This window comes from Corynebacterium sp. c8Ua_99, assembly GCF_039907185.1.
Lineage (GTDB): Bacteria > Actinomycetota > Actinomycetes > Mycobacteriales > Mycobacteriaceae > Corynebacterium > Corynebacterium jeikeium_D.
The window spans coordinates 127,219-145,256 of sequence record NZ_JASBOG010000004.1 but is presented as its reverse complement, the minus strand read 5'-3'; the positions used below and the strand labels follow the sequence as shown (position 1 = coordinate 145,256).

The 18,038-nt window shown below is 58.5% G+C and carries 16 protein-coding genes; 7 read left to right on the top strand and 9 right to left on the bottom strand.

What is annotated here, in order from left to right; translation table 11 throughout:
* Positions 1–132: 132 nt before the first annotated feature.
* Positions 133–708 (bottom strand): CarD family transcriptional regulator, encoded by a 576-nt coding sequence (locus QKE19_RS03990; RefSeq protein ID WP_005510159.1) that lies wholly within the window; start codon positions 706–708, stop codon positions 133–135.
* A gap of 154 nt (positions 709–862) precedes the next feature.
* On the opposite strand from QKE19_RS03990, the gene QKE19_RS03985 reads away from it, so the two are divergent.
* Together QKE19_RS03985 and radA are read left to right on the top strand one after the other, a co-directional pair.
* Positions 863–1,549: a hypothetical protein gene (locus tag QKE19_RS03985; protein WP_016421450.1), complete on the top strand. Its 687-nt coding sequence runs from the start codon at positions 863–865 to the stop codon at positions 1,547–1,549.
* Positions 1,550–1,841: 292 nt separating this feature from the next.
* Positions 1,842–3,401, top strand: coding sequence for a DNA repair protein RadA (gene radA, locus QKE19_RS03980; RefSeq protein WP_347890432.1), 1,560 nt, complete (start codon positions 1,842–1,844; stop codon positions 3,399–3,401).
* Here the strand turns inward: radA and QKE19_RS03975 are convergent.
* Positions 3,398–4,108, bottom strand: a complete 711-nt coding sequence (locus tag QKE19_RS03975; RefSeq protein ID WP_347890431.1) for a hypothetical protein — start codon at positions 4,106–4,108, stop codon at positions 3,398–3,400. The two genes, radA and QKE19_RS03975, sit on opposite strands and share 4 nt — an antisense overlap.
* Before the next feature lie 4 nt (positions 4,109–4,112).
* Positions 4,113–4,745 (bottom strand): carbonic anhydrase, encoded by a 633-nt coding sequence (locus QKE19_RS03970; protein ID WP_284805789.1) that lies wholly within the window; start codon positions 4,743–4,745, stop codon positions 4,113–4,115.
* Positions 4,746–4,774: 29 nt separating this feature from the next.
* Between QKE19_RS03970 and QKE19_RS03965 the strand changes: the two genes are divergently transcribed.
* Together QKE19_RS03965 and QKE19_RS03960 are read left to right on the top strand one after the other, a co-directional pair.
* On the top strand, positions 4,775–5,707 hold the full coding sequence (locus QKE19_RS03965; protein ID WP_347890430.1) for an A/G-specific adenine glycosylase: 933 nt from the start codon (positions 4,775–4,777) through the stop codon (positions 5,705–5,707).
* A gap of 62 nt (positions 5,708–5,769) precedes the next feature.
* A complete protein-coding gene (locus QKE19_RS03960; RefSeq protein ID WP_347890428.1) occupies positions 5,770–7,032 on the top strand; it encodes a lipase family protein in 1,263 nt (420 codons plus the stop codon).
* Positions 7,033–7,071: 39 nt separating this feature from the next.
* Here the strand turns inward: QKE19_RS03960 and QKE19_RS03955 are convergent, their stop codons facing one another.
* Positions 7,072–7,248, bottom strand: coding sequence for a hypothetical protein (locus QKE19_RS03955; protein ID WP_005510144.1), 177 nt, complete (start codon positions 7,246–7,248; stop codon positions 7,072–7,074).
* Between the two features lie 333 nt (positions 7,249–7,581).
* Positions 7,582–8,415 carry a DUF1266 domain-containing protein gene (locus QKE19_RS03950; RefSeq protein WP_016421456.1) on the bottom strand — a complete coding sequence of 278 codons (834 nt, stop codon included), beginning with the start codon at positions 8,413–8,415 and terminating at the stop codon, positions 7,582–7,584.
* A 130-nt stretch (positions 8,416–8,545) separates the two neighbouring features.
* On the opposite strand from QKE19_RS03950, the gene QKE19_RS03945 reads away from it, so the two are divergent.
* Both QKE19_RS03945 and QKE19_RS03940 read left to right on the top strand, forming a co-directional pair.
* Complete coding sequence (locus QKE19_RS03945; protein ID WP_151011338.1) at positions 8,546–9,109, top strand: hypothetical protein; 564 nt, start codon at positions 8,546–8,548, stop codon at positions 9,107–9,109.
* Positions 9,110–9,366: 257 nt separating this feature from the next.
* Positions 9,367–9,951 (top strand): hypothetical protein, encoded by a 585-nt coding sequence (locus tag QKE19_RS03940; RefSeq protein ID WP_224783773.1) that lies wholly within the window; start codon positions 9,367–9,369, stop codon positions 9,949–9,951.
* A 123-nt stretch (positions 9,952–10,074) separates the two neighbouring features.
* Here the strand turns inward: QKE19_RS03940 and QKE19_RS03935 are convergent, their stop codons facing one another.
* Both QKE19_RS03935 and QKE19_RS03930 read right to left on the bottom strand, forming a co-directional pair.
* Positions 10,075–12,807: an ATP-dependent Clp protease ATP-binding subunit gene (locus tag QKE19_RS03935; protein ID WP_070603934.1), complete on the bottom strand. Its 2,733-nt coding sequence runs from the start codon at positions 12,805–12,807 to the stop codon at positions 10,075–10,077.
* 159 nt (positions 12,808–12,966) lie between these two features.
* Positions 12,967–13,209, bottom strand: coding sequence for a hypothetical protein (locus tag QKE19_RS03930; RefSeq protein ID WP_151011344.1), 243 nt, complete (start codon positions 13,207–13,209; stop codon positions 12,967–12,969).
* 366 nt (positions 13,210–13,575) lie between these two features.
* Between QKE19_RS03930 and QKE19_RS03925 the strand changes: the two genes are divergently transcribed.
* A complete protein-coding gene (locus QKE19_RS03925) occupies positions 13,576–15,294 on the top strand; it encodes an AMP-binding protein (protein WP_016421472.1) in 1,719 nt (572 codons plus the stop codon).
* A gap of 112 nt (positions 15,295–15,406) precedes the next feature.
* Here QKE19_RS03925 and QKE19_RS03920 read toward each other — a convergent pair whose 3' ends face one another.
* Both QKE19_RS03920 and QKE19_RS03915 read right to left on the bottom strand, forming a co-directional pair.
* A complete protein-coding gene (locus tag QKE19_RS03920) occupies positions 15,407–16,234 on the bottom strand; it encodes a hypothetical protein (protein ID WP_070607477.1) in 828 nt (275 codons plus the stop codon).
* Between the two features lie 149 nt (positions 16,235–16,383).
* On the bottom strand, positions 16,384–17,841 hold the full coding sequence (locus QKE19_RS03915) for a metallophosphoesterase family protein (protein ID WP_048731772.1): 1,458 nt from the start codon (positions 17,839–17,841) through the stop codon (positions 16,384–16,386).
* Positions 17,842–18,038: the final 197 nt, after the last annotated feature.

The window sequence follows — 18,038 nt, the reverse complement described above, 5'->3', positions numbered from 1 at the left end:
AGCATAGCGGGGAAATAGATACGGGTGAAAAAGAGAAAACGGCTAGCGCACACGGGCAATGTGTGTGCGCTAGCCGTTATCCGGAAAAGTGCAGAAAATCCCTACTGGAAGGAACCGGGGAAGGGAAACGACTTATGCGTCTGCGTCCAGGTCCACCGGCTTATCGTCGGCCTCGTCCTTCTTCTCACCGGCGGCACCTTCCTGTGCCAGCGCGCGGTGACGCTCGATAGTGGCATCGACGCGGGCAAAAACTTCCTCGACCTTGGCCTCATCAACGCCGTCGGCAAGCGCGAGCTCACCGACGAGAACCTGGCGAGCCTTGCTCAACATACGCTTTTCGCCGGCGGACAGACCGCGATCCTGATCGCGGCGCCACAGGTCACGAACTACCTCAGCGACCTTGTTAATGTCGCCCGAACCCAGGCGTTCCTGGTTGGCCTTGTAGCGACGGGACCAGTTGCCGGCCTCTTCCACGTCGGTCTCACGCAGAACGGAGAAGACCTTCAGCAGACCCTCTTCACCGACAACGTCGCGGACACCGACCAGCTCGGCATTCTTGGCGGGCACCTGGATATTCAGATCACTCTGCAGAATCTGCAGTACGAGGTACTGAACGGTCTCACCGTTAAGCTCTCGTTCAATGATGTTTTCGATTTTCGCAGCTCCGTGGTGCGGATAAACTACGGTATCGCCAATGCTGAATTCCATGTAATGCACACGCCCTTTCCAACGGCCTTCCACCCTATCATGTCCCCCCATGATTTTACGGGTAGTATGAGAACATCTTAGGAAGACACTAAGGTGTTCTTTAAATACTGAAAATCCTATCGCCCATCCTCAAGCTACTGGAGGAAATCTAGTCATGGCCTTCAAGTCCGTACTTCGCCGCAGCGCCCTCATCACCGTCTCCGCAGCATCCGCAGTTGCACTTGCTGCTTGTGGCGCCGGTCAGATTTCGCAGACCGCAAATCAGCACCCGGCTGTAGACGGTGCGATGAACGGCGGCGAAGATGCTGCCGGCAAGGGTGCTGAGAACACCAACTCGGCTCTTGGCTTCGTCAACATCCGCGACGCTCATATCCTGGTTGACCCGGAGGCTGGTACCGCTGGTCTGAAGTTCTCCGCCAGCAACCAGCAGCGCGCTACCGAGTCGGTCTACAAGCTGAAGTCCGTCACCGTTGAAGGTATCGGCGAGGTTGAGCTGAAGAAGGTCGCTGAGACACCTTCCTTCGCTAAGGCTGCAAAGGGCGAGGACTCCCTGCCGCGTGAGTGCCAGATTGTTGCCGGCCCGAAGTCCGTCATCGATCCGCTGGCTAAGACCGCCAAGGACAACACCGGCTGCATCGCGTACTACACCAATGAGCTGGACCCGAGCACCCTGGTTGGCGACAAGAGCAGCGCTGCTGGCCAGAACCGCGAGGCCACCTTCGAGTTCACTGACCCGCAGGGCCAGACCAACACCTACGACCTGGACATCACCATCTCTGCTGACATTCTGGAAGCTGGCGCACCGAACCGCGGTGCTGACGGCATGATTGAATCCAAGTAATCGCAGCACAGTGGTGTTCCTGCGCTGTTCGCGCGCAGCGCACTTTTAGGCGCTGGTACAGCGCAGTCCTGTCCCGCAAATAACGCGAGGCGCCTCATCGAGCGGGCATGGGCGATTGGTCGCTTGATACGGGTCACGGCAGTACAGTCATCCTTGACACAAGTCATTGACACTGCCCTGGCCCGCTCTCGCGTATCTGGGGTAAATTTTCTCGCGACATTCACCGCATACCGCACAACACACGTTGTGGAGTCTGTCGTGTCCCCTCTCTTGAAGCAAAGGTGGTTGCACCGTGGCCAGGACCAAAGACGAAGCCTACGAATGCTCAGCATGCGGCTGGCAGGTGTCGAAATGGGTCGGCCAATGTCCCAACTGCAAAGAGTGGGGCACGCTAGAGAAGGTCACTATCCGCTCCAGCGGTGGGAAGTCCGCCTCCACGCTGGAGGACAAAATTGCCGCACGGGCAGCCAAGCAACGTCGCCGTAGCGCTGCCGCAACGGAGCCCGGCGCGCGGGGTGGTCGTCGTAAAGCATCTTCCACTTCCGTCGCGGCTGAAAGCCAGCGTCTAGCACAGCGCGCGCTTGACGACGAGGCGGAGGAACGTTTCCTCGCCGAGACTTCCGCAACAGATCGAATCCCCACTTCATCTTCCGAGTTGACCGCGATTACGGGGATTTCCGCCAAGGCTACGCACGCGGTGCGCACGGGCATCGGTGAGCTGGATCGAGTGCTCGGTTCCGGTATTGTGCCGGGTTCGTTGGTGCTCTTGGCGGGCGAGCCGGGAGTTGGTAAGTCGACGCTGCTACTTGAAGTGGCCTACCGCTGCGCGGACGGCGATTTGGGGCCGACGCTTTACGTCACCGGTGAGGAATCGGTCGGCCAGGTGCGGCTGCGTGCCGAGCGCACTGGCGCACTGTCGGACTCTCTGTACCTGTCGGCGGTGTCGAATATCGAGGACGTCATCGACCTGACGCTGGAGCTCTCCCCCGGTCTGCTCATTGTGGACTCCGTGCAGACGATGCGTGCCGACGTCGAAGGTGCTCGCGGTGGCGTCGCCCAGGCTCGCGCCGTAACCTCTGCCCTGGCGGCGCTGGCAAAGGAGACCGGAACTGCGATTTTCCTGGTAGGACACGTGACCAAGGACGGCAATGTGGCCGGCCCGCGCACAATGGAGCACCTGGTTGATGTGGTGCTCAACTTCGAGGGTGATAGGCATTCGGGGCTACGCTTCTTGCGCGGCCTGAAAAACCGTTTCGGCAGCACCGATGAGGTGGGCTGCTTCGAGCAGACTGCGGGCGGTATTGCGGAAGTTGAGGATCCCTCGGGGCTGTTTTTGCATCACCGAACGCCGACCTCGGGAACTGCGATTACCGTGGCCATGGATGGCCGCAGACCACTGCTGGCGGAGGTGCAGGGTCTGGTAATCAACACCGAGGCGCACAACCCGCGACGCAATGTCTCCGGTCTCGACCCGCGGCGCGTGCCGATGGTCGCGGCCGTGCTGACTGAACACGGTAACTTCAAGCAGTTGGCTCGCATGGAGATGTACGTGTCCACCGTCGGCGGTATGACGCTGTCGGAGCCTGCCGCGGACCTGGCAATCGCGCTGGCGCTGGCCTCATCCATGACTAAGCGGACCTTCCAGGATAAAACCATTGCACTCGGCGAACTGGGGTTGGCCGGCGAAGTGCGCCGAGTGACCGATTTGGAGTGGCGGCTTAAGGAAGCTCATCGAATGGGCTTCGACACGGCAATTGTGCCCAGAGGCGCAAAAGGCCCGGCAGGGATGCGACTGCTGGAAGCAGGCACCGTTGCCGAGGCCATTGAACTTGGGTTGGGAACTAAGCGCTAGCGCATGTTGAACGTGTAGGCGTCAGAGTTGTTGTCACCAATCACGCCGTAGAAGATGTACGACCCGGAAGGCACTGGGACCCGGTCTTCTTCGGAGCACTTGTTCGGCGCCGAGGTCAGACGCGACCAGGTGGCGGCATAGTTGACTTCCTCGCCCGGTGCCAATACCAGTTCACCGTGGCCTTCGGAGTCATTGCAGTCCACATCCGACCAGACACGCTCATACGTTGCCAGGTCATACACCTCGAAGCGCAACTGCTGCTCATCAAGGTTCACGCGGCATTCGCCACCGGTGGGATTGTGGACGGTAATCGCCAGCGTCGGCTGCTCATCGCCGTAGTTCGGCTGATCCGAGGTGGCTGTCACCTGCAGATCTGCAAGGCTACAGTCCTTTTTGCTCGCAAGCGCCGCCTGAGCGTCATCCTTCGCGGAGTCTTCGCCTTCCTTGTCACCCTTCTTGGCGTTCTTGTCGGACTTGTCGTTCTTCGAGTCCTTGTCAGACTTAGACGCGTAAGGTTCCTTGGGCTGTTCCGGAGGAGTCACCTCTTTCCCGTCATCCCTGGTGACATTCACCGGTTCAGAATCCTCGCTGTCCCGGTTTACCAGTGCGGAAATACCCCAGCCCAGGAGAACGAGGATGATAACGAGCAATACCGCCGCGGCGATACGCCGACGCCGGTAGATTTCTGGAGGCAGCTTATTGGTCACACATTTAGGTTAGCGGGTTCTCACTGACTCCATGGGTAACGACAGTCTCAGCGCGTCCGTCCTCCAAGCGGTAGCGCATACCGACAACGCCCACCTCGCCGGTCACCAACCGCGATGAAATCTCTGGCGAGCGATCAATAATGTGATTAACAATCTCGCGCACGTGACGACGCTCAAATTCGTCGATTTCAGTCTCGCCATCCTTGCGGGCGGCGAGCAGCGACGGGGTGACCTTCTCAATCAACACACGCTGGAAACCACCCGGCAGTTCGCCACCGTCCAGCGCATGCTTCGCCGCAGCCACAGCGCCGCAGGACTCGTGACCGAGAACAATCACCAGCGAAACTCCCAGACCATCAACTGCGAACTCCAGCGAAGCCAGCACCGACAAGTCCGTGATCTCACCGGCGGTACGGATCACAAATACATCGCCCAGACCCTGATCGAAAATGATCTCCACCGGAGCGCGGGAATCCGAGCACGCCAGCACAACGGCCTTCGGCTTTTGCCCCTGAGTCAGCTGCTTACGACGAACCAAGTCCTGGCGGGGATGCGCAGTCTTACTCTCGCAGAAGCGGAGGTTTCCGCGCACCATCGATTGCCATACACTTTCAGGAGTCCTCTCAGAATTGCTCATAGTTATATTGTGCAACGACTCCGCTGTTTATGGGAAAGCGAGAATGTAGATTGACCTCTGCAATTAGCCAATCCGACGACTTCGACGAACACGTCGATGCCGCCTTACGTGATTGGTATCGCGCCAATATGCGGCCACTTCCCTGGCGCGAAGAAGGCACTTCACCATGGGCTGTGCTCGTCAGCGAAGTGATGAGTCAACAGACTCCTGTCGCCCGCGTCATCCCCTCGTGGCACGCCTGGCTGGAAAAATGGCCCACCCCAGCCGCCTTGGCCATCGCGCCCAAGAATGAAGTCCTGCGTATGTGGGGAAAACTCGGCTATCCCCGACGTGCGCTCCGACTGCGTGAGTGCGCAGAGACAATCGTCGAAAAGCACGACGGCGAGGTACCGAGCGACGTGGACACGCTGTTAGCCCTTCCGGGGGTAGGAGACTACACCGCTCGGGCGGTAGCGGCGTTCGCTTTTGGCGCGCGCACGCCGGTGGTGGACATCAACGTGCGCCGCGTGCTCCGGCGACACCGCCAGGGCACGTACCTTCCCGGCACCGCCAAACGCGCCGACATGGCGCTCGTCGAAGAGTTCCTGCCACGCGACCCCGCAACCGCAGCCGAAACCTCTGTCGCACTCATGGAACTCGGCGCTACTGTCTGTCGAACGACACCCGAGTGCGAGGTCTGCCCCATCGCCACCAGTTGCGCCTGGGTTGCCGCCGGTCGCCCCGAACCCGAAGACCACGAAATCGCCGCCGCTAAACGGCGTGTGCAGAAGTTCGAAGGCACCGACCGCCAAGTCAGAGGCTTGCTTCTCGACGTGCTCCGCGCCGCCAACTCCCCCGTCGAACAGGCCGCTCTCGATGCGGTTTGGGATGATGCGCATCAGCGTTCCCGCGCACTGTTTTCCCTGCTTGACGACGGCCTTGCGGAGCAAACTCCCGATGGCCGCTTCCAGTTGCCAAGTTAAGCCGGAGGCAATGCTTCAGTAATGACCAGATTCGAACAAGTTCCTTGCCTAGAATTGGGAACATGAATGCCTCGTCCCATCGATTTCAGCGCCAGCGCTGTCTCTTTGGGGCTCGTAAGCGCAGAATTGCGCTGAGCGCGGTGCTTGGAGTTGCTCTTCTGGGCTCTAGCGTGGGAACGCTCGGTGGTTGCTCGGCGGTGGATGGCCTAGGAGCGACTGGCTTCGGTTCCTCGGATTCTGACTCTTCTACGGTGAAGCGATTGCCTCCGGGGCAGGTAATTACGAAGACGCCATTTCCGGTCAATGCGCCCGCACGCGCACAGCGGGTCGTGTTTTCCTCCACAGGCGCACGCGATCACCGCCAGACAGCGGTATCTGGTACCGTACTGCAGCCCTATGCCCGCTGGTCAGAGAAGTCCCCACGGCCTCTGGCGGTGATTGCGCCGGGGACTCTCGGGATGGCCGATAACTGCGCCAGTTCGGTTGCGCTGCGCTACGAAGCACCTCCGACGCCTCCGGCACCTCAGCTGCTGGCACAGGGATGGAATGTTGCCATCGTGGATTACCAGGGGCTCGGCACGCCCGGGGTACATCCGTACCTCAACCGTGAGGTTGCCGGGAATAACACGCTCGATATGGCACGAGCGACTATTGAAGCTTTACAACTACCTGCAGATACTCCCATTGCGCTCTTCGGCTACTCACAAGGCGGAGGTGCCACCGCTGCAGCCGCCGAGCTAGCCGATGAGTACGCCTCGGAGCTGAACATCCGCGCTGTTTACGCCGGGGCTATTCCAGCCGATCTCACCGACACTGCGCTACATATTCGCGGCTCGGCGCTGGCGGGACTCGTCGGTTACTTCATGAACGGCTTGATTGCAGAGTACCCAGAGACCAAAGAACCGATCGAGCGCATGCTGAGCCCGCTGGGGCAGGACTTCCTGAAGCTCACCGCCGATGAATGCATTGGCGCCACTGTCGAACGTTGGCCTCGCAATGACACCAAGGCATTTACGGCCAACGACTTGGGGATAGCGGAAAATCTGCGCTCGCCGGAGCTCTCCCCCGTCGTTCGACGCCACGTGGACGAGCAGGCTCTGGGCACAAAGACTCCCAGTATGCCCGTGTTCGTTACCCATAACGCATTGGATGATGTGTTACCCGTGACGTCGGCACGCGAGCTTGTGCAGAAGTGGCAAAAGGCCGGCGCCGACATCACCTACGTGGAGGTCGACACTGACCTCGGTGATGGGACGCACGGCCTTGCCTACGTGCTCAGCCACGAAGAGATGCTTGCCTGGGTGAATCAGAAAATGGGGTACTAGCGGCGACAACCGCCACTTTCCTCCATCTAGCAAGTACAGCTACTTTTTCTTCCAGCGACCACGGAAGGTTAGGCCCTTGCCCAGTCGGACGGTGTAACCGCCACGGCTGTTAATTGTCACTGGGCCGATACGCTTAGAACCAGAGACTCCCGAACCCGAGTAGTTCAGCCACGTGTCCTTGTCCAGGTTCTGCTTCTTGCGAAATTGAATCCCCATTTAGTTCTCTCCCTCGGAGTTATCAGATTCGGCCTCTGCCTCGGCAGTGGCCTGATCGGCAGTACTTTTGATGTCGCCAGATACAAACGCTCAGGATACCGTCAGCGCTGCCGAGAACGCCCGTCATCTTCCTCAGAATCGGCCAAGGCACCGCTCATCGGCATCAACGTTACCGACCTTGCCTCATATTGGTGAAGGTAACTTCGCCTTGCAGATGTCGTTGAACTCGCCGTCCCTGCGCCATAGATGCCTCAATCCGTTATTTGTGACCGCCCCTAGTGAGCTCATGAAACCGGCCACCGCCACAGCGCGCCGAACAATGACGACAGCTAGTTAGTGCAAACCGCCCAGGGATGCGAATGGCTCCTCGGCCTGGATGTCGTGCAAGGGCACGCGCACCCAAGGCGAATCACTGTGTGCGAGCAGCTCGGTGAGCCGTTGCGATTGATCCTTCATCGCAGCGGTGACGTCGGGCTCACCATCACTCGCCCAGATCATTCGACCCCACCAGAAACTTGCGGCTACGTCAGCCCACGACACGAAGTAGCGCTGCAGCGCCGCCACGGCCTTGTCTGAAATCTGAAGGAACTCTTCTGGAGAGATCCACCCCAGCTCCGTTGCCGCGCCACCAACGCTGTGAACACGGATTATGTCCCATGCGCGAGTAGTGGCGGGCAGTGCCGGGGCCGCTGCTTTGGCAAAGCCCTCCGAGCGCAACATCCGTACAAGGTAACGGAACTTATGTTCTGCACCACGCGGATCCACGCCTTGGACAACAAAGAAGTCTTTCAGAAACTCGATTCGCTCCTCCATCTCTGCCTCGAGCTCGTTCTCAGAGATGTCCTTCACTGCATATGCGAGCGGTAAAAGCAGGTCATTTTCCACGTGCTGGCCACCTTCGAGCAGAGCATCAATAACCTGATACGCTTCCTGTGCACCAGTGACCCCCCAGTTTTGCTCGAGAGATGTTTTGTAGTACTTGGCCGCCCTTGCGTTGATGGCCTCAACCCCTAGCGGGGTCGCAAACGCCTTATTGCTCTTGTACACCATTCCCCAAGAGTGGCGGCGCACCTCATCTTTGCTCGGCGCCGGTTCCGGCCATGGGAACTTTGTAAGGCGGTAGATCCAAGTATCATCAAACTTTGCTGGCGTGAACGTTGAGCTCATACCCACAGAACGTACCGAGGTTTCGGGGTTGAGTCAGCGTTACTTCACACACCACCCCACACCTGGGGTGAGTTATGTCATAGCACTGAACGGCAGGCGCGGTTTTTATTGTGTTGCTAGTCTCGTGTGCATGACAGGACCCCAAATTGCATTGACCGACCGGCCAGATCTCGGTGCCGCACTTGAACGTACCGGTAATTCCGGGATTGTGCGCACTGCCGCCGTCGCTGTTGTAGAAGGTCTTGGTGTCGACGAGATTGTGCTCGAGGCCGCCGCCACGAAAGCAAGTGGGGTGGATGGTGCCACGTTTGTCACCAACCGCAGGATCCTCGTGACCGCCGATAAGAAGGATCCATCCCATTTTGAGTTCCTTGAACTTGACAACCTGGGCAACGTCACAGTTCTGCCTTACAAGGGCGGCTGGGCCGTCGTGGCCCAGCTCTACAACACATATAAAGTGTGGAGCGGTTTCACAGAAAAGGCTGCGAAACGTGTGCAATTTGCCGCCCAGTGGGCTCTGACCGCAGGCCGAGAGGCACGAACTGAGGCCTCGCGTGCAGTGTCGTCAACTGAGCTGTTTGAGCGATGGAAAGAAAACAAGCACCGTCTCAATCGCAATAGCTTGGAAGAGTTTGCAGAGTCGATGCGCTCCCTGTACTCCGACATTGATTCACGGTGGTGGACTGAAAAATGATTCGACTTGCATACCCGGGTTCGCCCGACCGCTTAAATGGGCCAGAAGACACATCACACATCGAGCAAAACCTGGCTATTGCGCAAAATGGCTATCGCCATTACATCAAGCATGGCTCGTTACTAGAAACTGGAGCGTCTCCAGCAAATACGACGGCCGCCTCAAGGTCGAACGCCAGCGCGGGCACGACAGGTGCCCAGACCAGCGGCGCATCGAAAGGTCTCAGTGTAAAGAAGCAGCTATTACTCCTTCCCTTAGTGATAGCGGGCATCGTGGTGCTAGCGATTGCCTACGTTGCAGCTAAAGACGCGCTCTTTAGTGACAAGTCAGACGAGTCCGCTGCTCCCGCACAGTCCGCCGCTGAAGCACCTGCCGATCCCGGCGCTTCCAACGGTGGCGCCACCGGTGCCACTGGTGGGGATACCGCTGGCGGCCTCACCCCTGCCGACCACGCACCCGAACCGATTGCTAGTTTCGTGCGGGCCTGCACAGACTATGAAGTGGTGTTTAGCTACTACGGTGCGGATAACGCCCCTGCCCCACAGGCAATGGGTACCAACTGTTCCGTGGATACTACGAAGGCACCCGACGTTGGTTACGTAGTCTTCACCGATGACCCTGCCGCCACCGCCGCCGTTCGTGACGGCAAGCCTGTCTTGGATGCCGTTGAGATTCCGGCAGAATCAACGCGCGGTTCCACATTCAAGGCGCAGCGAGTGGAGTCCCTCATCACAGTTGCGGAAATCCTCCCAGATGATCAGGGAATCGTTGAGTACATGATCAAAAATGATGACCCCGAAGTGGCAAAGAAAGCATTGGTCGACCTCGGCGTGGCCAAGTAGAACTACAACTCTCCGCGCTTTTAGGAAAGACCGCATATAGACACACTGCCGCCCCAGTTCCTCCCATAATGGAATCGGAACTGGGGCGGCAGTGTTCGTTGGTACTGCTAGCGGCTAAACCTCTTAGAGTGGCTGGCCAGCACCCGCACCAGCCGGTGGCGGGTTGTGGCCGTCGTCATCGGAGTCCGAACCGGACTCTAGGTCGGTTTCAGCGGCGGTGGAGCCGCCGTCACCCAGTACATCCGGGGTGATGATATCGGGCTCGCTGGTACCAGCGCTGCCGAGAACGTCCTTGCCTTCCTCGGAGTCATCCAGAGCACCGCCGTCGGCATCGACGTTACCGGCCTTGCCCTTGTTGGTGAAGGTAAACTTCGCCTTGTCGACGTCCTTGGACTCGCCATCCCAGCCTTCGACATCGATGAAGACGGTCTCGCCGAGACCAACCTCACCGTAGAGAATCTTCTCGGAGAGCTGATCCTCAATCTCGCGCTGGATCGTGCGACGCAGCGGACGGGCACCGAGCACTGGATCAAAGCCACGCTTGGCCAGCAGGTTCTTGGCGCGGTCGGAAATCTCCATGGTGATGCGCTTCTCGTCGAGCTGGTCGCTGACGCGGGCCAGCATGAGATCGACCATCTGGACAATCTCAGCCTGGCTCAGCTGCTTGAAGACCACAATCTCGTCGATACGGTTCAGGAACTCCGGACGGAAGTGCTTCTTCAGCTCGTCGTGGACCTTGTCCTTCATCCGCTCGTACTTGCCATCTTCATCGGCCTCGCCGACACCCGAGAAGCCCATACCAACAGCCTTGGAAATGTCGCTGGTACCCAGGTTCGAGGTGAAGATCAGAACCGTGTTCTTGAAGTCCACCACTCGACCCTGCGAGTCAGTCAGACGACCGTCTTCCAGGACCTGCAGCAAGGTGTTGTAAATCTCCTTGTGGGCCTTCTCAATCTCGTCGAAAAGCACGACGGAGAACGGCTTGCGGCGCACCTTCTCGGTGAGCTGGCCGCCCTCTTCGTAGCCGACGTATCCGGGAGGAGCACCGAAGAGACGCGAAGCGGTGAATCGGTCGTGGAACTCACCCATATCAATCTGAATGAGTGCGTCTTCCTCACCAAAGAGGAACTCGGCCAGGGCCTTCGACAGCTCGGTCTTACCAACACCGGACGGACCGGCGAAGATGAACGAACCGGACGGACGCTTCGGGTCCTTCAGACCAGCGCGGGTACGACGAATAGCGCGGGAGACAGCACTGACGGCCTCTTCCTGACCGATGATGCGCTTGTGCAGCTCATCCTCCATGCGCAGCAGACGCGAGGACTCTTCCTCAGTGAGCTTGAACACCGGAATTCCAGTCCAGGAAGCCAGGACCTCCGCAATCTGCTCCTCGCCAATCTCAGCGATGGTGTCGGACTCGCCCGCACGCCACTTCTTCTCGCGCTCGCGGCGCTCTTCGCCCAGCTTGCGCTCCTTGTCGCGCAGACCAGCTGCCTTCTCGAAGTCCTGCTCGTCGATGGCGGCTTCCTTCTGGCGGCGCACATCGGCAATCTTGGAGTCAATCTCCTGCAGGTCAGCCGGGGCAGTCATACGCTTGATACGCATACGAGCACCGGCCTCATCAATAAGGTCAACAGCCTTATCCGGCAGGAAGCGGTCGTTGATGTAGCGATCCGAGAGAGTAGCGGCGGCAACCAGTGCCTTGTCCGAGATGGATACGCGGTGGTGAGCCTCGTACTTATCGCGAACACCACGCAGAATCTCGATAGTGAGATCCACGCTCGGCTCCGGCACGTTCACCGGCTGGAAACGACGCTCAAGAGCGGCGTCCTTCTCGATGTGCTTACGGTACTCATCCAAAGTGGTAGCACCGATGGTCTGCAGCTCACCGCGAGCCAGCTTCGGCTTCAGAATCGAGGCCGCGTCAATTGCGCCCTCTGCGGCACCGGCACCGACCAGCGTGTGAATCTCGTCAATAAACAGGATGATGTCACCGCGCTGGTTAATCTCCTTGAGCACCTTCTTCAGACGCTCCTCGAAGTCACCGCGGTAACGGGAGCCCGCAACCAGCGAACCCAGGTCGAGGGAGTAAAGCTGCTTATCCTTCAGTGTCTCCGGCACACGGCCGTTGACGATGTCCAGCGCGAGACCCTCCACAACGGCGGTCTTACCAACGCCCGGCTCACCAATCAGCACAGGGTTGTTCTTGGTACGGCGAGAAAGAACCTGCATAATGCGCTCGATTTCCTTCTCACGGCCAATAACCGGATCCAGCTTGCCCTCACGTGCAGCCACGGTCAGGTTACGACCGAACTGATCGAGCACCAGCGAACCGGACTGGTGGTTTCCCTCCTGCACACGAGCGCCGGAAGTAGCGCCGACCGGACGCTGCTCCGGAGAACCATCCGACTCATCACCCTGGAAACCGCTGAGCAGCTGAATAACCTGCTGACGTACGCGCGGCAGGTCAGCGCCGAGCTTAACCAGTACCTGAGCGGCAACACCCTCGCCCTCGCGAATCAGGCCGAGCAGCAGGTGCTCAGTACCGATGTACTTGTGACCCAGCTGCAGAGCCTCGCGCAGAGAGTACTCCAGCACCTTCTTTGCACGCGGGGTAAACGGCACGTGACCGCTCGGCGGCTGGGAGCCACGACCAATAATGTCGACTACCTCAGAGCGCACAGCGTCGAGGGAAATACCCATGGACTCGAGCGCCTTGGCAGCCACACCGTCGCCTTCACTAATCAGGCCGAGCAGGATGTGCTCCGTGCCGATGTAATTGTGATTGAGCTCGCGTGCCTCATCCTGCGCCAGGACGACAACGCGACGTGCTCGGTCCGTAAACCTCTCGAACATCACTGCCCTTTCAAGTGTCTATTTTTGCCGTAATTCAATAAAGGTTGTTTCACCTAGCTTAAACGCGACGCGTCGCAGATTAATCCCTATAGCCGTACGCCAGTAGCGAACAGTCTGGTCAAGAGAGGTACAACGGCGGTTTCATCCTGGAACGGACACCTAGTTGTGCACGCGGTCGTCGTGGCCGTCATCGTCATGATCGTCATCATCGCGATCATTGCGATTGTCGTCCACGCTCTCGGTCGAAGTCACCGTAGTGGTCTCGACAGGTGCCGGATCGACGTCATCACTATCGCCACATGCTGCAAGACCAAAAGCCGCACCGATTGCGACTGCTCCGACCACGGCAACTCGAGCTGCCGAAATGCGTAGGAAAGTTTGATTTTTGAGAGTGGACTTCATGGGTTCCCCTAAGTCATATCGAATGGCCTCACCCTCCACTACGGCGACGAGGGCGCAGTTGGATTGGAACATCTTTCAACAACTTTTCCTAGAGAAATTACCTCAAAACGGAGGCTCTAAGTGCGGCGACAAACATCTCTCGAGATAGAAGAAGCTCCGCCCCTTTGAACGTATTCCCTGTTCACCTCGCATATCTTCACAATCATTCGTTTCTGATAAAAAATTTTGCAAAAAGCTCCACAAAAGTGACCTAGGACACTTATTCTTACTGTAAAAGAAACTAAATCGGCGGTCCTACCGATGAGGTTTCGCCTGATTAGGCCTCTCCGAAGACCACAGGACATGAACCACGGAAGATGAGTGACTATGACATCTGATCCACAGACCTCGATTCTCAATAAGGTGCGCAAAGCTTCGCGAGCTACCTCGGACCTCGTTCTCGGTCTCGCACCGGTGACGCAAGCTGGTGTCCTCGGCTCGATGGGACCCGGCGCGGCTGGTAAGGCATTAAATTCCATCTACCGCTGGGACTTCCTGCCAGCTGGTCTCCTCGGCATTGCAGCCGGCCGCGATCCGCACCACACCGCAATTATTGATGACGGCGGCTCGCTGACCTACGAGGAGCTGCACGAGCGCTCCACTGCCCTGGCGCGGGCACTCCGCCACGGCGATATTCAGCAGCGCAACCGCATCGGTGTGCTGGCTCGCAATCACCGCGGTTTCATTATGGCTCTGTGCGCCCACGGTCGCCTCGGCACCGATCTGGTGCTGCTCAATACTGGCGCCGCTGCCGAGCAGACTCTAGCGGTAATTCGCGAGCAGAAGATTGACTTCCTGTTCATTGATGAGGAATTCACTCACATGCTGCCGGAGGACTTCGATGAGTGCCCGGTCGCAGTGTCGTGGTTTGAAAACTACGGTGATACCTCCTGTGTTCGCGAGGGCTGGACCTCCATGCAGGAGATGCTGAAGACTGCACCGCCGGCAAAGTGGCCGACCGCCGAGCTGCCAAGCCGTCCGCGCCGTGGCCGCGTTATTATTCTGACCTCCGGAACCACCGGCACTCCAAAGGGAGCCAAGCGTCCGGAGCCGCGCAGCTGGATGCCGGCATCTTCCATCATGAGCCGCATTCCGCTGCGTCAGCGCCGCCCGGCTTACCTTGCGGCTCCGCTGTTCCACACTTGGGGCTTCGCAACCGCACAGCTGTGCATCGCACTGCGTTCCACCATGATTATGCGCCGCAAGTTCGATCCAGCCGACAGCCTCCGCATTATCGAACAGCACTCTCCGCACACCATCTTCCTGGTGCCGACCATGCTGCAGCGCATGATTGAGATTCTCCCAGACAACTACGACATCGGTGCGACATCGCTGAAGGTCATCGCATCCTGTGGTTCGGCCATTCCGGAGGGAATCGTCACCAAGACCCTCGAGCGCTTCGGACCGGTTCTCTACAACCAGTACGGCTCCACCGAGGTCAGCTGGGCAACCATTGCTACCCCGGATGAGCTCAAGGCAAATCCGACCACGGCAGGTCGCGCGCCGCTGGGCACTCGTGTCCAGATTCTCGACGAAGACGGCAACCGCGTCGCCGACGGCGAGACCGGTCGAATCTTCGTGGGTAACAACATGTTGTACGAGGGCTACACCCGCCCCGGCGCGGACAAGCAGGTCATTGACGGCATGGTCTGTACCGGTGACCTGGGTCGAATGGAAAATGGCCTGCTCTACATCTCCGGTCGCGAGGACGACATGATTGTCTCCGGTGGCGAGAACGTCTTCCCACGTCAGACCGAAGATGCACTCAGCCAGCTCGAGGGTATCCGCGAGTGCGCAGTCGCAGGTGTTCCGGATGAGCGCTTCGGTCAGGCTCTGGTCGCCTGGGTTGTCCGCGACGATTCACCTGAGGGCCGCGCCCTGACCAATGAGCAGATTCGCACATACGTCAAGCAGCGCCTCAGCCGCTTCGCTGTTCCGCGCGAGACCGTGTTCCTCGATGAACTGCCACGCAACGCAGTCGGCAAGGTGGTTCCTCGCCACCTGCCGAAGCCGTGGGAGAATGCCGCCGAGGAGAAGGCTGCTTAGGGCGCAGGGACCGTCGTAAAGCGAGCGGCAGACACGAAAAGGACGCGGTAGAAACTTCCATTGTGGAAGTTACCGCGTCCTTTTTGCGTGTCCTAGAAAGAACCAGTGCTGATTAGCCTGCGTTCAAAACACCGTAGTCCGTGACGGGTTCACGGAAAATTTCTTCGCCGTCCTGGGTCACGGTTACCGCATTTGGAGTGACGGTATACGTGTAGCCACCATTCTTTGCGACAGCACGGTTCCCGGAGAAACTATCTACTGTGTATGCATCCGGACTATCCGAAATCTCACCGAAGTCACCGATGTAATGGCGCTGCTGGCGGTTATTGGAATTCTCGCAAATCACAGCCTTGCCCGACGACGTCTCCGCCAGCACACGCGCGTAATCCCCACCCGAGCAGCGAGCGGTACTGCCAACCCAACCTTTGGCGTCGATATCATCGCGATCCATACCGAACGCGCGGAGACCAAAATTTCCCCTCTGCGTAGTGGTAGGAGCGCTGCTCTCCGGCTGCTTCGTCGTTTCTGGCTCGACGGTCTGGGTATAGGTTTCCGTGTGCGTCTCCACCGGCGCCGGGGACGCAGTGCTTGACGACGAGTCCCCTGCCGCAACCGTATCGGGAGACTGCGGGGAATTATCGGAGGAATTATTCAGGTAGTACGCGCCACCGATACCGGCGACCGCTGCAAGTGCGACACCGACGATGCCCAAGACCACGTACAGACCGTTGTTGCTCTTCTGCTCAGGTGCCGGAGCCTGCTGATAAGCCGGATACTGCTGGGGGTAACCGCCCTGGTTCGGCCCCTGCGTTTGGTACTGGTACTGAGGCTGGTACTGGCCCTGGGCCCCGCCCTGCGGCTGCTCCCAGGCAGATGTTGCATAACCGTCCTGCTCCCAATCCTGCGGGGAGGACGAACGCGGGTTGTACTGGTCGGTCATCGCTAAATTCCTTATTACTTCAGAGCCACACTTGTGCTCGGCCAATAACGTGGCGGCTTGCGACTACGCCCACAGCGGAACTTGCCACTACGTATTTTCCATTAACACTATGCGTTGCCCAGCGTACCCTGCTTGAAGCTAGCACTAGCTCAGAGCGGCACTTTGTTCTTGAAGAAATTGACGTAGTTCCGATCGGAGATCTTTCCCAGCATAAACTCTGGCTCCAACCCGAACATCGACCAACGAGTCTTCGTGGACCAGGACAGAGACTGAGGTGTCGTAGTGCGGTGGTAGCTAATTTGGTAACCGTCAGTGTGAACTCGGATCTGCGTGTATCCACCCGGATAGCCGAGTGCCGCGCCCCGCTCACAGAAGTCCGTATCCCCGTAGTCAGCGATACCACGGCGGCTGCGGTGCGTATGACCAGCGAACACGCCTTTGGCACCCGGCGTGGCGGCCAGAATCTCCTGGAAAATCTTGGCCTGCTGCGCCTCGACCATGAATGCCTCACCACCGAAATGCGAACGCACCGCATCCTGAGTAAACGGGTGATGCGCAAACAAAATTGTCGGACGCTCTGGATCGTCTGCGAGTTCGGCACGCAATGCACGCATCTGACGCTCATTAATACGTCCACCTGCATAACCAAACTCGGCGGTATCAACACCGATTAGGCGCACTTCGCCGACGCGAGTCGACCAGTGCTGCTGCGTCGGCACAAGACGCTGGCTGAAGTAATCCGGAACCGCGGTCTTGCCCTTGCGGATTCCGCGTCCCCGGAAACCATTGATATTGGGTAGCCCGGGCGGGTGCACATCGTGATTACCACGGGTGACAAACCAGTTTTTCCCAAACTCACCGAAAGTATCCAAAACCCTGATGAGTTCGTCATACTCCTCAGGGCGGTTGCTATCCGTGCAATCGCCATTGATGACGAGAGTGTCTAACCCGGCAGCCTTTACCGTGTCCACCAGACCCTGCAATTGCATAGAGGCAAAAGGCTGCTCTCCCGGACCGGAGGAAAGACCGAGGTTGCCAATGCGAATGCCGTCATGATTGGGCTTACCAATGTGTGTGTCATTCGTCAGCGCGAACGTCGCCAAATGTGCACCCTCCAACGCTGGCAGAGTGCTTACGACGCCTGTCTTCTCCGGTGCCGTTTTGCTCATGGTGATATTCAGCGACGGAACCGCGCGGCAGTTGTGTGACCAGCACTCAAAGCGGTACTCCCGTCCCGGCTCCAACCCGTCAATGACCACATGGTGGTAGCCCGACTCTGAGTACCCCTCGTGCACGAGCTCTAACTGCGTTGAATCCGCTGGACCAAGCAACACCCGCTCATCCGAAGGAACGGTCGGCTTAATGAAGCCATACGCTGTCTGCACTCCCGGAGCATATGTTGCCCATGTAAATGCCACTGACGTGTCTGTGACAGTAATGACCTCCAAGTCACTAGCCAGTACCTGCCACGACTTGGAATCCGACTGGGTAAGCCCCAGACCCGACGTGACGTACTCAAGGCCGTACGCTCCCGAGGTTTTCGCGACGGCCATTGAACTTGCAGCAAGAGTTGCAACAGAGAGGTAGGCCCGGCGGGAAATGCTCATGTCCAATAAGCCTAGAACCTAAAGATGAAAATTAGATGAACTCTCCCTCTAATCTCAGAAAAATAGGAACGCAACGACAAGAGACACACGGCCAAAACAGCGCAAAATAAAACACCGCCCTACCAAGTCATGGCAGGACGGTGTTTTAAGAAATGTGGCTTGAGCATCTTTGTGAGCTTTTACCGGCTCACCAGTAT

What these genes read in the sequence shown, in the direction of transcription:
- QKE19_RS03990 (WP_005510159.1), bottom strand. Translation starts at nt 708, where the DNA reads ATGGAATTCAGCATTGGCGATACCGTAGTTTATCCGCACCACGGAGCT.
- QKE19_RS03985 (WP_016421450.1), top strand. Translation starts at nt 863, where the DNA reads ATGGCCTTCAAGTCCGTACTTCGCCGCAGCGCCCTCATCACCGTCTCC.
- QKE19_RS03970 (WP_284805789.1), bottom strand. Translation starts at nt 4,745, where the DNA reads ATGAGCAATTCTGAGAGGACTCCTGAAAGTGTATGGCAATCGATGGTG.
- QKE19_RS03965 (WP_347890430.1), top strand. Translation starts at nt 4,775, where the DNA reads ATGGGAAAGCGAGAATGTAGATTGACCTCTGCAATTAGCCAATCCGAC.
- QKE19_RS03960 (WP_347890428.1), top strand. Translation starts at nt 5,770, where the DNA reads ATGAATGCCTCGTCCCATCGATTTCAGCGCCAGCGCTGTCTCTTTGGG.
- QKE19_RS03955 (WP_005510144.1), bottom strand. Translation starts at nt 7,248, where the DNA reads ATGGGGATTCAATTTCGCAAGAAGCAGAACCTGGACAAGGACACGTGG.
- QKE19_RS03950 (WP_016421456.1), bottom strand. Translation starts at nt 8,415, where the DNA reads ATGAGCTCAACGTTCACGCCAGCAAAGTTTGATGATACTTGGATCTAC.
- QKE19_RS03945 (WP_151011338.1), top strand. Translation starts at nt 8,546, where the DNA reads ATGACAGGACCCCAAATTGCATTGACCGACCGGCCAGATCTCGGTGCC.
- QKE19_RS03935 (WP_070603934.1), bottom strand. Translation starts at nt 12,807, where the DNA reads ATGTTCGAGAGGTTTACGGACCGAGCACGTCGCGTTGTCGTCCTGGCG.
- QKE19_RS03930 (WP_151011344.1), bottom strand. Translation starts at nt 13,209, where the DNA reads ATGAAGTCCACTCTCAAAAATCAAACTTTCCTACGCATTTCGGCAGCT.
- QKE19_RS03925 (WP_016421472.1), top strand. Translation starts at nt 13,576, where the DNA reads ATGACATCTGATCCACAGACCTCGATTCTCAATAAGGTGCGCAAAGCT.
- QKE19_RS03920 (WP_070607477.1), bottom strand. Translation starts at nt 16,234, where the DNA reads ATGACCGACCAGTACAACCCGCGTTCGTCCTCCCCGCAGGATTGGGAG.
- QKE19_RS03915 (WP_048731772.1), bottom strand. Translation starts at nt 17,841, where the DNA reads ATGAGCATTTCCCGCCGGGCCTACCTCTCTGTTGCAACTCTTGCTGCA.